At 44.4% G+C, this 14,802-nt stretch carries 6 protein-coding genes; all 6 read right to left on the reverse strand.

Features of this window, described 5'->3' with window-relative positions:
- Window position 1: 1 nt before the first annotated feature.
- Window positions 2-535 carry a hypothetical protein gene (locus tag Q8R38_04605; GenBank protein MDP3791306.1) on the reverse strand — a complete coding sequence of 178 codons (534 nt, stop codon included), beginning with the start codon at window positions 533-535 and terminating at the stop codon, window positions 2-4.
- Between the two features lie 34 nt (window positions 536-569).
- Window positions 570-3,107, reverse strand: a complete 2,538-nt coding sequence (locus tag Q8R38_04610) for a S8 family serine peptidase (protein MDP3791307.1) — start codon at window positions 3,105-3,107, stop codon at window positions 570-572.
- On the reverse strand, window positions 3,107-3,508 hold the full coding sequence (locus tag Q8R38_04615; protein MDP3791308.1) for a hypothetical protein: 402 nt from the start codon (window positions 3,506-3,508) through the stop codon (window positions 3,107-3,109). The genes Q8R38_04610 and Q8R38_04615 overlap by 1 nt, the downstream gene beginning before the upstream one ends.
- A 310-nt stretch (window positions 3,509-3,818) precedes the next feature.
- A complete protein-coding gene (locus tag Q8R38_04620; protein MDP3791309.1) occupies window positions 3,819-4,448 on the reverse strand; it encodes a hypothetical protein in 630 nt (209 codons plus the stop codon).
- A gap of 11 nt (window positions 4,449-4,459) precedes the next feature.
- On the reverse strand, window positions 4,460-11,131 hold the full coding sequence (locus Q8R38_04625) for a toxin TcdB middle/N-terminal domain-containing protein (protein MDP3791310.1): 6,672 nt from the start codon (window positions 11,129-11,131) through the stop codon (window positions 4,460-4,462).
- 19 nt (window positions 11,132-11,150) lie between these two features.
- The coding region (locus tag Q8R38_04630; GenBank protein MDP3791311.1) for a glucoamylase family protein at window positions 11,151-14,802 on the reverse strand (3,652 nt) is incomplete at its 5' end.

Here is a 14,802-nt window from a genome sequence, read left to right on the forward strand (position 1 = left end):
GTTAATCAACGGTAGCTACGACAACAACCTGCATTATCTTTCCGGTTGTTGAAGACGTGGACGAAGGCGTCTCTATCTTAAAATAGAGGGACCTTTCTGCGTTATATGGAACATGTAGCCCTGTTTCGTCTCCTGCAAATTTCGTCGAAGTCGATACCTGAGTTGAAGTAGCTAAAGCATGATTTGTGGGGTTCCATGTCAAATTACCGTCCGCATCGAACGCACAGGATAGCCTATATTGTTCGGTGCTCGGGGTGGTAATTACGCTTGTCCATCCGGATGGATCGATCAGCGAAATCGAATATGTCTCGTTTCCGCCGGATCCGTTATTTTTAACAACGATCGGCGTAGTAGAAACGGAAGCAGCTCCGATGTTCATCGTGCCAAAATCAACCGGCCCGCCCGTAACCGATATACTGGCCTGCGCGGCGATCGAAACGGTAACATTAATAGTCGCTGAATTTCCAGCAAACGCATTTGTGGAAAACAAAGCCACTATCGCCACCATGCCTACAATCATCAAAAAATGTCTCATCTTCTTATCTCACCTCCTTCTTCTTAAACATTCACTATTGCGTTTCAGCATTTATTGTTACATTGATCGACTGACCAATACGTGTCGTATCTTTTGTCGGTGCCTTTAATTCAAGCCACAGATTTCTATTCGCGCCCACAGGAACCGCGGAACCGCTTACAGGGAAGCGGGTGGAACCGAAAATCGTCTGGCTCGCCTTTGTGGCGCTATCGACCGATATAACATCCTCGCTCGCTGTTTCGTTAAAATATGACGAATCTATGGATGTTTCCGAAGATGCGCTGAATAACGCGCTTAATACATATTTATTAATGTCTGCGCCGTCTCTGCCGGTGGCTGCAGACCAGCCATTGCCCTCTCCTGTTATACGCAAACTATAAGTTTCGGGCCCATCGCCATTATTTGTGGTTTTTATTTTATTCGAGTTATCCATAAGATATATCGACCCTGGCGGGACAGCCGATAATTGCCAGGATGTTATATCTATGGATAAACTGAGAGTCTGTAATATGTCCGGCTTATTTATAGCTGTCTGCGGACTAATGGCACTTGCAATGTTTCCTGTCGCGGTAGCGCCAGTATCAGCAAATCTGAAATAATAAGAGTGGTTAGAGCTGCCCCCGGAATATGCTATTGTAGTTTCGCATGAATAGATCATGCCGGTAACATAATTAGCCCCGCTCACCGCTGTCATGCTGACAACTTCGGCAGGATCGCTATAATCTCCGTCTCCATTTCTGTCTATACATATATCATGTATTACAGGCGCATCACCATCAGCATCCTTATATTTTATTCTAAAGCTAAGCGGCGTTAAGCCATTCGCGAGCTCGGGCTCAAGCCCGTCGCTTACGTATCCGGCTTCGCCTGTCCACTCCAGGATCGGCTCGGAATTCAAACTCGCGGCGATATTTAATCTGCCGCTTCCATAAATGCTGTCTTTTCCAGAAGAGCCCATGTCAATACCGTTAGACTCGATGGCCGCTATCAGTTGATCAACGGTATATTGTGGATGCATTGATAAAATCAGCGCTGCTGCGCCGGCAATGTGAGGAGTTGCCGCGGAAGTACCGGGAAATGAAATCGCACCATATGTATAAGTGCTAACTGCGTCTGGACCACAGATATCCGGCTTTATCCGCGCGCCGGATCCTGCCCATGCATTTGTGGGCCCCTGGGAACTATATTCTTCCTGCGGCCCGGTTGTCCAGCTACTATATTTAATCGCGCCAACCGTAAGCACGCTCTGGGCATCCGCCGGCTCATATAATGAACTGGAAGATGTGGCAATCGGCGGGGAGCCTGTAACTAACGGCAAAAACAAACATTTTCCGCCAAGCATTAATTCAAGATCTTTTCCGGACGGTTCATCGTTTTTCCTCGTAACTAAAAGCGTATAAACTTTGTATGGGGCGCTATCCGGCACATCTATAATTATTGTTTCAAGCGGTTGCTGCGTGCCACTCTGAATTCCTGTGGAAGAATCTATCAAATGGCCGTCTGTGCCGTCCAGCAAATACATATCATAATCAACATTAGCGCCGGGCCAATCATTCCAGCGCATTGCGATCGTAACTTCATCCGACTCGGGATTACCATCATCGTCATGCGAAGGTATGGCATAGATTACATTATAGTAACTGGTGGGGTCTCCCGGGATAAATTGATGGATACGGTTACCACTTCCTGCCGGATACTCGTAGCCAGAGTCAAGAAAAGGCCCTTGCCAATGAGTTCCTATCGGTGTGCCATCCCCTGCATGAGTATTCCCGGAATTCCCCGCCGCTGCGACAACAAGTATGCCATTGGCTTTTAAGTCATCACATATTTCATCAACAGTACCGGTTCCGTTTCCAGGACCGGTTCCAAAAGTGCCTAAGGAAATACTTGCTATCCTGATACCGTTATTCTTGCAGTATGTAGCGGCTTCGGACAAATCCGTTTCATCGCTCATCTTCAGGAGATGGAGTTCCGCGGCAGGCGCTATATCGTGAATTATTTCAGCGGATGCGGTTCCATGCACATATTGGGTCTCCATTCCCATATCGCTAAAATCGTGACTTGCTACAGTTGGCGGTATCTCACCGTTGGCTATGGCTGCTGATAGCCCTTTAAATCCTACATCCAAAACCGCTATTTTTACACCATTACCGGTAATGCCGGAATCCTGCATGTTCCCCGCCCCTGATAGATTAACTCCTTCGCTGATTATTTCACAGGGGAAGAACTTGCGCGGTAGCCTGGCGTATTTGATGCCGGGCCCATTATCAATAATATCCTCGACATTATCAAGAGGTATTTTGGCTACGATTAAATCCTTATTTTTTCTGAGTATATCTCCGCCGTGGGATGTAATATATTTTGAAGCAGAGTCTGGGTTTTGAGTGTAGAATATAATTTTTCTATTTTCCCTGGTAAGCGGTCTCTTATTCCTATGAGCATCGGCCCTGATCCCGATCAAGGCGCTCAGATCGCCGCTCATCTTATAACGCACAGTCGATAACGCACCAAATGCGTGACTCTCTATAAGTAGTACCCCTATAATGGTTAAAAAAAATATTTTTTTAACCATTATTTAAATAGCGTTCTTAATTTAAACGGTAACCTTACAAAAATCACCCCTGGCTCCTCACATATCTTTTTAAGCGCATCAAGTTTAATATAAGCGTTCGCGGTATTTTTTCTAATTTTAAATTCCTTTAAATCATACTTGGACACGAAATCTCTCGGCAGTAACTCTTCATTTACGATGATTACCACCTTTACCATATCGTCTTTTAATTCTATCTTATTTACTTTTGCGTATTGTGTGTAGTCCTTGGATGCGAGAAGACTTGCAATAACAGGCGTGGTTTTTTGGGTAACCAAACTCTCATCTTGGTTTGGATCAATGGCGTGGCAGGAATTAGGACAAAATATGTATCCTGCCGCTAAAAATATTATCAGCAAGTGCTTAACGTCTTCGATAGTCATAATATTATATATACGATAGCATAGAATCAACGAAAATGTTATAACTTTTTTATAACCTAACCGGGGTGTATTGTGCCATCCCCAAAATCCACCCTCCGAGATTAGAGGGAACAGATACGGGCCGTTGATGGCATTATTGGATTCTACTCATACTACATTGATTCATAAGAAGTTATGTAAAGCGTATACTATTTCCTATTAATTAATAGGGTTATCATCCTCTAAATCGATAGCTAATCTGCTTGTTGTGCTTAATTCATCTTCTATGAGGGCTTTTATTATGTGTTGTTCTTTTTCGGTAATCATGACTCTAATACTCTTTATTTTCTTTATACTTTTTCTCCAGTTGTTCTTTTTGTGTTTTAGTTATTAGCTTTAAATCGAAAGCTTCCTTTGGTAAATTATCATAATAGCCCACTTTTCGCAATATGTTAAAATATTCCTTTTGAACTTCTTCTTCTATCCTAAGTTGCTGTAGTTGTATATTTCTAATTTTATATTCAAATACTTCACTTTCTTTTATTTTGGTCTTGAATCTTTCATCCCCTAGTATCTCCCTGCTTTCCTGATAATCCTTAATGTAGCCGAGCGTTTCAATTATTAGCTTATAATGCTTATCGCAAAGATATGGGGGCACTATTTTTTTAATATTTTTTAACGAACTATTAACTATGTCGAGAGCTTTTTTAGGGTCAAAACGTTCTTTTGGTGAGTTTTCGGGCCGTGACATAGTGCTATCTGCGTCTGAGAAAATAGGGGTTACTTTCTTAAAATATCCGATAACCTCTTTTTGCTCTGCTGTTAAACCATATTTCTCTTTCCAGATAGACCATTTGTCAAAAAAATCCATATTTTCCTCCTGAGCAACTGCTTGTGTATTGAAAAAGGAAGAAAGTATAATTAATGAGATTATAATCACATTTAAAATATTTCCTTTCATTTAATAGCCTACTAATTAGTAAAATTATCGTTTCTTAAATTTAGTCTATTATTGACCCATGTTTGACACGTGTATGAATCTAGCCTATACTCATGCCTTCCTAGATTTTCTTGAATATTACCATAAACAGCTGTTGCATATTTCAAGCTCGATTGTATTGGAATTGCATCAGTCCAGCCTCTACCTACTGCCGATTCAGCACTAGCCATAACTGAGCCCCCAAATCCTACTACAGCCTTATCTACAGCACTTAGATTGGCACCAAAATCCCACGTTCCATTAAATTCATTATAGTTATCTTTCACTCTTAGCCCCCAATGGTCACCTGCTATTCCGCCCCCAGTCACCATTGTTATTGGCTTCGATATAGGCTTTACGGTCAATTCAAGGCTTACCTTACGTTCTAATCCAGCAGATTTTCCAACAGCGCCTCTGCTCATCCCATGGATAGAATTTTGCCAACCAGCATTATAAGAGCCTTGAATTGCTCCGCCGATAGCGGCAGATATTCCGCCACTGATTAGACCGGACTGTAGTGCATCTCCTACTTTTTCACCACTACCCAAAGCATAGCCAAAACCAGAACCAAAGCCACTTAATCCAAATTCTGCGGCGCCACCTAAGAAACCGCCCCCAAATGTAAATGCTCCTTTACCTAATGCGCCATATATTCCAGATGCAGCCCCTACTCCTAACGCTCCTCCTATCAGCCCACCTACAATTCCACCGGCAAGCCCTCCCCAGTTACCACTTACAGCTGAGTTAATAACCGAGCTTGTCATGCTGTAGGCCTGGAAGCCGAGCCATAGGTTACCGCTAACTATAGCAACAGCGGCACCGACAATCGCACCTACAATGTTACCTATACTACCTGTTAGCCAATCCCAGAACTTACTGAGCCAACTATGTCCCGTTGGATCGATATAGTTAATCGGATTGTTACGACAGTAGGTGTAGCGGTTGAGCGACTGTGGATCGAAGGGCGCTTGTACTATCGTATCCGGCTGGATGAATCGTCCCAGCTCCGGATCGTAGTATCTTGCGCCGTAGTAGTAGAAACCCGTTGAGTTATCGAGCCGCTGGCCGGTGAATCTGATATCTGTTGAGAAAGAGCCGCTTACCTTTGAAGTCTCGCCGTATGGCTTATATTCATAACAGGCAACCTGTTGACCGGCATCATTAGTTATGACATTGCTTGAGCCGATGTGGTCCTGATGAAAATAGTATACACTACCAGATACCGTCTCGCAAATCCTATTTTCTCCAAGAAAGATAGACTTAATTGTGCTTGTGCTATTATCCGGATTTTTGGTAACCTCATAGCCGGAACCTACATATATTGATTGTGTGCCGTCAGGAGATATTTTCTTAACCCTTCCGCCATCACCATCGTATACGAATGTTGTCGTTCCCTGAAATACGAGCGGTATCTGCCATGTAGCGTCTTTAAGCACATGTATATAATAAGCATATCCTTTATCCATCGTTGTGAAGTTATCTATTGATGCATTATTGTAGAAATATTCGAATGTCTGCGTGGCGGGATTATATCGCGCTACTTTGTCGTAGTCCACCCCGAATTGGAGATTTGATAAAGACTCTATTACGGATTTAGAGGTTGTGATTGGAGCGCCTATAAGATTATACCCCGAGGTAAGAGCGATATTTGAGGCTTGGGACGGATAATTTCCTGTTATAGTCAGAGTGCACCCATTAGGATTATTTACATATATCTGATATCCAATTCCATAGTCCAGCGTATTAAACTGATCAAACTTAGGATTATTTACCCAATGCTCAAAATTCTTAGTTACCGCGTTATATCTTGAGACTTGCGTATAATCGGTCCCGAAACTTATGGATGAGAAAGCGCCTAAAACGGTTGTATCCGCAGGTACGATAGGAAGCGAGATCATATTCATGCCCGGATTTAGCGCTATCTGTGCCTGCACAGGACCGCTGGTTTGAGAACTGCCAACCTGCGCAAGCCTGTTTTCATAATCATACTGCAACACCTGGCTGCCTTTTTGAATCATGTTGCCGTTAGCGTCATAATCTGGCGTATATATGGTCTGGCCGTTTTTTACTGCCGTCTTAACAGCATGAGGCCTAACCGATCCTGCATTAGGATAAGTAAGCGTAAGATCGCCCTTCTGAGTCATGTTGCCTATCGGATCATATTGATAATTTATTACGCCATAACCCGCGCCTGTAGATTTAGTAAGCCGATATAGATCGTCGTACTCAAAGGATTGAGTATTTGTGCCGGTTGGAGATGCATCTGTCAATGTCTTAACATTACCGATATTATCAAAGGTATAGCCCAAATCCTGAAGTTTGGTTGATTGAGAATTCTGCGTTGTAAGATGCGTGAGACGCAAGGTATTGGGGTCATATTGATAATTGGTTACGGCGCCATTACCATAAGTAAGAGATAGCATCTGTCCGGTGGCGCTATAGCTTATATTGTTAACATAGGTTCTGCTACCGGCTACTCTATCTATACCGCCCTGCCTGTTATAGGCATAGGTGATAGCTTCCCCGTCTGGAGAAGTGACTGATATGAGCCTGCCGGGAGCATCGTAACTACGAAGCGTTGTGTAGGATACACCATCTACGGTTTTTACCGTCTTTATCTCGCGGCCAAGTCTATCGTAATAGAATAAAGTCATGCCGGAAACATCGGCAACCGAAGTGAGCCTGCCTATAGTGTAAGGCCCGGATGGGCTACCAACCGGATACGCATCATATGTATAGCTCACAGGTGTGCCTAAAGGATAGGTCTTCTTTATGAGACGATTTAAGCTATCGTATGTAAAGGCTATCGTCTGATTTTTGGCGTCGGTCTGACTTTTAAGATTGCCCACTTCGTCATATATATAACTCCACGATCCCATGTCGGGATCGTTCATGGAGATCTTCCTGCCAAGTGAATCATATTGAATTGCGGCAGTATTCCCCATGGTGTCAACTGTTGTCGTCAGGTTGTCCAGAGTATTATAAGCATAGGTCGTGGTATAGATACTGGCGCCATTAAACTCTTCTATCTTCAAGACCCTTCCATAAACGTCTTTTGTTGATCTTTTCTGATGGCCGTTTTCGTCGGTGAAAGTGGTTACCAGACGAGCATAGGTGGTTGTGCTATATGTATTATCCGGATTGATGGTTTTGATAACCCTCCCTACCGGATCATACTGAAAACTCGCCTTGGGTTGTATAAAGTCCGGCGCGATATATTTAGCCCTGTCGGCGCCGGGGGTGATTAGATATGAGAAGAACTTGGAATCCGTCAGGCCCCTGTTATTATAAACAACTATATTACTTACTATCTGTTTCGCGGGATCCTGAGCGTCTGACTTAACCTCAACGGTTCTTCCAATACCGTCTGAAAATGTATATGTGGCCCTGATCTTGTCGGGATCATCGGTATTATTTTCTTCTCTGGCGTAAGCGGCCAATTTAACCGGTATAACGCTGAGGTCATATTCATACCAGGCGCTGGGATGACTTGAGTCGTCATAAGGACCGAATGCCTGTTTTGCCCTTCCAAAGACATCATATACCCTTTTTGATATCTGGCCGTTCGGATCTGTCGATGTCAAAATTTGCCCTGTCTTTGGATCGTATGTGGCGCTTTGAGTCTGTCCAAGGGCGTTCGTTACAAGTTCAGGATACATGTGGTATATAGAATCATATATCGTGGTAGTCGTTCTTCCTTTAGCGTCCGCAACACTTGTGGCGTTGCCATATGTTGTGTCGTATACAAAAGTAGCGACAGCATTGGAGGTACTGTTTGACCATTTTTCTTCCTTGGTAAGCCTGCCAAATACAGGTGTGACACTATACCAGCTGGAATTATTATCGTAATAACGCCATCCCTCGCTTACCTTATTGCCGTTACTATCTGTTGTGTAAGTATGGGAAGCCTTGCTTAAGACCCATTTATCCTGATTGTAAACATAATCTATATATGTGTACTTCTCGTCGCCAAGTATAGTTCCCCATCCGGCTGTATCATCTCCGGAATAAGATATTTTTATGGGATTGCCATAACTATCGTATTCGTAGGCTGTTTGGGTGCGTTTAAAATTGTTACTATCTCCGTCATAGATATACCTGTCTTGTGATTTCAGATACGGTAGATATACGCCCGCATACGGTTCAAAGCAGTCCCAATAATTCCATAATCTTGAATAAATACTGCCAGATCTATCCTTCGTCTCCTGTAAATACATTCTTCCTTTATATCTGGGGTCTTGTTTAAACCAATTATCCACATAGTTGCCGTCAGCGTCTGTTTCCCGGACCTGGTCAAAACCCAAAAATTCCCTATTCGGAACATCGAACACGCCGTCCCAATATTTATAAGTTACCGTATAAGCATGCCCCATACCATCATCGCTTGTAACGCTACTCACGGTCTGCAAGATGATGGGAAGATCGCAAATACTGTCAAGGCCGTTATTGTAATATTTGGTTGAGGGAGTATAAGCAATAGACGTAGAGCCGCCAACGCCATTTGATATACTCCGTAACAGATCGGGGACAGGGCTTGCGTTTAGATATGTCTTCTTATAACTCCCATTGGCTATGACAAGGTCTTCCATGCCGTCGCCATTAACATCGGAGAAACGTCTGCCCTGATCCTGGCCGCTTGTTATTATCTCGCCGTCAGTAATATTCCACGCGTCATTCTTCTGCCATCCGTGGCCGGTATTTATATAGGTAGACCTATAACCATCCTGCGCGATGACCAGATCGGGAAGGCCGTCTCCGTTAATATCAGTCAGGACCCTTCCACACGGTTTACTGCTTTCGTAGAGATTGCCGTCGGGTATGTTCCAGATATCGTCACGTGTCCAGCCCTTACCACTATTCATATATACGGCCTTAGTGCCGTCTTTAGCGATGACCAGATCCGCCAGCCCGTCTCCGTTAAGATCCATAAGCTGCGAGCCTTGTGTAAAATCTCCATCCGGAACATTCCAGCTGTCAGTTCTGGTCCAGCCGCTACCGTTGTTCAGATAAGTAACCCTCGTTCCGTCTTTTGCCACCAGGAAATCCGATAATCCGTCTCCGTTCACATCCGCGAACCGCCTGCCCTGATCCGCACCGATATAAGCGAAGAATCCATCGGGGACATTCCACTGGCTAGAACTATACGTATTCCAGTAAGTTTTGCCATTGAGATACGTACCATAGCTGTAGTCGCCTCCTCCCGTCCAATATTTATTCGCGACTATCCAGTCCGGGAATCCGTCTCCGTTAACATCAGCAAGTCGCCTTCCATCGTCTATATTTTTTCCTTGAGTGACCCAGATAAAATTTCCATTTGGAGCATTCCAGCCGGGATCATACACCCAGCCGCTACCTGTGCTCTTATACGATCTTTCGTACCATGATCCACCTTGGGCCGCTATGGCAACCATAAAATCAGGCAACGCATCTCCATTCAGATCAACAAGACATCTGCCCTGGTCGGCGTTTCCCGATACGAAGCTGCCGTCAGGAATGATCCATGTATCGTCAGCCGTCCAGCCGTTTACACCTGACTGATAAGTAAAGGTCGGTGGAGGCAGCGTAGACACATTATCCGAACCATATTGGACAATAGAGGACAAGAGAGACTTATAAGTATTGGGACTCATTGAATATTGCAGCTGGTATTTTCTTACAAGGACATTATCGCATTTTACTTCTATATTAGAGAGCCGGTACTGGGTTGTTACCTTGGAGCAAGATCTATAATTCTCATATGTATCGGGCCTCGCGGAAGCCTCTAAGTTAAACTTTACTGACTGGCGCGGCAGGTCGCCTGCGGTATCGTTTCCCGTGTATAAAATAGTATCGAGATATATTTCGCCGGAATCCTTCGTGTAGGATATGGTCATAAAGTTTGTATCGATATTCGTTACCCTATCGAGGCACCATTTAAAAGTGCCTAAAGAGTTAGTAACTCTTGATCCAGCGCTTGAGCCAAAAGCGTATTTTGTTCCATTCTTATCCCATACTGTCCAAGAAGTGCCGTCATATTTAAACTTTAGGTATGACGGGTCATATTTGGCGCGATACTCGCCACTACCGATGCTTACGAGGTCTGACTGGACGCCGCTGAACGTAGCGACAAATACGTCACTTGAGTCGTTGTAGGCAGGAACTCCTTTTCGGGTGCTACGCTCAATCGAGCCTATGCTTAAATCCCATCCTACGCCGCACCAGCTGTTTCCTCCGCCCGAGGTATATGATAAAGCTACTTCCGGTTGAATGTTGCCCCGGCCCGGACTGACTACAATAGGGATACCGGCGGACGCCCTGCCTGTAAATAGATCCGTCTGAAATATCTGTTTTGTAGTGCCGAGCGGTCCCGTCAATGAGGAAAATGATGTTTGGGTTTGCGCACCGCCAGTTCCTGAATCCGAGGTTGCGGCCATAGCCGTTAATTTCTCTCCGCCGGAAGAAGAGCTTTGAGCCTGAACAGGGCCGTGACTTTGAGAATTACTTGGGTCGGCATCTGTGCCATTTCCTTGATATACGCTTGAAGGAGGCGGTGTCGTTGTAGCGGCTTCAGCGCGGGCTGTATCAAGCTGGAAAGTTATAATTGTTATACATAGAAATATACTGATAGCTTTTGACCATACCGCTCTCAATATCTTCCCATCGTAAGAAAAATTTATCATATTCATAAGAGTCTCTTTTCTGCCATTAATTTGCCGGCGGAGTTATCGGTGGTTGCACAAGACATATAGTTCCTGTTCGATAGTTTGTTCCATATTGGTTTTTAACTTCTATCATAATATCAGCTGAACCTACATCGCTTTGAGCCGCGGCCCAGGAATATGTTGAAATAGCGGTCCACGCTTGTTTTATAACGCCTTTAATGGTGAATTGGTATTGCAAGCTGCCGATAGGATTATTTATTGTCGGATAAACGGATACGCTGGTACTGGCGTATCCAAACGCGCCGTCATTAGGATTAACCGCCGTTACGTCGGGAACAAACGGATTATATGTAATTCCGGCACTATATTGTGTGGCGCTCCAAGACCCTGCGCCATTTTTAGCTTTAACACTGAAATAATACGTATGATTCTGCGTAAGAGTAAGCCCTGTCGCTGTGACTTCAGGAACTGTGCCGCTTGAGGCCCAGTCGCGAATAACTGTGCCCGTAGCAGAACCATCTGTAATACGATACTGATACTCTATTACACCCGATTCAGCGTCATTGCCCGACCATTTGGCATGCAGCTGAATGCTTGAAGCTGTGTAAGGCCCGTCGATAGCCACTGTTCCAACATTGGGCGCGGTTATATCCAGATAAATTTGGGCCTGAGAATTGGTATTGAGCAAGCTTATGTTATTAGCGGCATCTATAGCCCAGGCATATAGGCGCTTCAAGCCGTTACCTGTAGAAACTATAGTATAAGTAGCTGGCTTTGAATTTAAAACAAAGCTTGATACGGGAGGCTGAGTTGATATTTCGGTTATGAGCCATCTTGTAATACCGCCTGCATCAGAGCCGTCTATAGAAACATTTACAGTGGCTGAATTCGTATATCCGGCCGTTGGACTATCTGGATTACTTACACTAAACTGATTTATCACAGGGGCCATAGTATCCGTAAATAGATTCTGGGTTACCTGCGCGATCTTCGAATCAGCCATAAAGGTATTCCACAATAACTCTGACCGGTAGTTTTCTATCATGAGAGCGATTGGCCCTAAATTAATGCCTGCATAGATAGTGCTGAATTTTTTAGACTGATCAAATGAATCTCTCGGACCGTATGGCCCCCAGAGCCTAAAGTAGTAGTCGTTGTAGTAATGCTCCAAAGCTTGATAGGATAAATTGCTCGGAAGACCGTTTGTCTCCAGATCTTTCATAAGAGGAATGGCGCTTATGGCGCCATAGGGAGGTACTGTTCCGTCATTAGCAGGTTCTCCCCCACCTGGCGCTACATATTCTCTCGGAGGCGCTCCATTCATACCGAAATAGCTTCTATCCGGCCTAAAGCACGCTGAAAGCCCCCAGTCATTCTGGCTATATGAACTATAAGTCGCGGCATTATCTATACAGAATTGTCTATTAGCTTGTGCCGCTGTTTTGGAGTTTTCCCACCAGTTGACAGGAACAGCAAATCTTGCCCCCTGCACGTTATCCGGAATATCAATTCCCGCCTTTTTAAAGTCGTACCAGCAGTGCGCGAATATATAGGTAAAGAGTGAGCCGGAATAAGAATTGTAAACATAAAAGGTCTGGCTTGCGCTCGCATAACTATTCTTACTACGAGGAAAACCATAATATGCTTTTAGAAAATCCTGATTTGTCGGATCGGACGCTATAGCAAGGAGCGATATGAGTAGAGTTTCATCGCTTGGCCTATCCCAAGTCTGTTGAATTAGACCATAATCAGGGCTCCAGCCATGATAGTATTGCCCATCGCTTGTGTCGAGGAAATAATTCCAATTGACCGCATTAAATATCGTATTCGCCTTGGCCTGAATATCGCCGCCAAAATATTTTCCGGCAGTTATAACACCGGCCAAAAGCAGCGCTGTATCAACCGTGGATACTTCCGAATTCATACTTGCTTCTCTTTTTCCATCAGGCCCTATGAAATGGAAGAAAAATCCTTCTTTACCGTAATAATCTTCTTGACCCGGTTGATTATTTTGAATATTTATCAAGGTATCCAGAGCGGCGCTTACTCTATCTTGAGCCTGTGCGGGTGTTATAGTCCAATATGGCGAACTACCATGCCTATTTGCCATTATGCATAGCGCAGTAAGTCCGAACCCTGTGGCAGCAGTACTCGAATAATTTGTATAGCACGTATCCTTTACCAGGCCATTAGCACCGGGTGTTGTTAGTATCTGGTCATAGAAATATTTGCATGCTTTTGCCTCTGTTTCGTCAAGAAGGGCGTCGGCAGTTCTTGTCGGCTGGCCGCTGCACGCTATTTTATAGAGGTAGGCCTTACCTGCATTAGCTCCGTTTAAACTGTTATTCGCGGCACCTATGATAAACTCATCGATACCATCGTTATTACTATCACCCGCTGATGAAATTGAAGATCCGAAATTATCACCTACGCTTTCACCTTTAATAGTAGCTTCTGCGGTATTATCCATGAAAAGCCCGCCAAAATAGAGATAGGTTTTACCTGTCACGCTCGTATTGTTGGGGCTTGCCGCTATAATATCGCTGTAACCGTCTCCGTTAATATCTCCGGCACATGACACCAAATGGCCAAACTCGTCATTTACCGCTTCACCTATCATCGTAAGGCTGGCGGCACTACTCGTGTTCTTGCCACCCCAATAGATATAGGCTTTGCCTGTCGCTGAACTATTCTTTTCAGCTCCTACTATAACGTCATCACAACCGTCGCCGTTAAAATCCCCGGCTGATACAGAACAACCAAAGAGATCTCCGTTAACCTGGCCGGCCATAATGATATCCGCAATATTATCTACTGAATCTCCTCCGTAATATGTATATGCTTTGCCGGGCCTATCGGTGTTAGCAGAAAGTCCCGGCGCGCCTACAATAATTCCGCTATTATTGTTGCCGTCGATATTTCTACCCGAAGCCATTGAATAGCCAAATAGGTCGCCTGTGACGCCTGTCATGGCAAGATCAGGGGTAGAGTCAACACTGTGGCCGCCAAAATAGATGTAAACCTTACCCGCGTTAACACCATTACTCCCACTGTAGGGCGCGCCTACAATAATATCATCATGGTTGTCGTTATTCATATCGCGACAGTTTACCGAATAACCGAACATGTCTCCCGCTGTCTGACCTTGTAGGATCGCATCGGGATAGTTACTTAGAGATGCTCCTCCGAAATACACATAGATTCTGCCCGCGTCCATACCGGTTTCGTCATTATAAGGTTCGCTGATAACAATATCATCATATCCATCCCCGTTAATATCGCCTGCGGCCATTGAATACCCAAAACAGCCACCGCCCGAAAAACCGCTTAATATCATATCGGCGGGCTTTGTAATATCTCCGCCGAAATATATGTACGCCTTACCGATATCTGTTCCTGCGCTACTGCTCGGAGCGCTGATAACAATATCGTTTAAGCCGCTTCCCTTAATATTCTTTGCCGACATAACAGAATAACCAAGCATATTATTCGCCGCCAAGCCTTTAACCGATGCGATGAGGTTCTCATTAATTATCGGAGGGTTATCAATAGGAGCCGTGTCATCGATTATGATATCGCCATCTTGTAGTATAAAAGAATTGAGAAGCTGTTCCTTCGTAAATAATCCGTTTATGGAGATATGTATCTCTCTGTGTCCGTCCGGATAGATCGTTACAACTAAATTCCCCATAGTG

The sequence above is a fragment of the Candidatus Omnitrophota bacterium genome (assembly GCA_030695905.1).
Classification (GTDB): domain Bacteria; phylum Omnitrophota; class Gorgyraeia; order 2-01-FULL-45-10; family 2-01-FULL-45-10; genus CAZHPY01.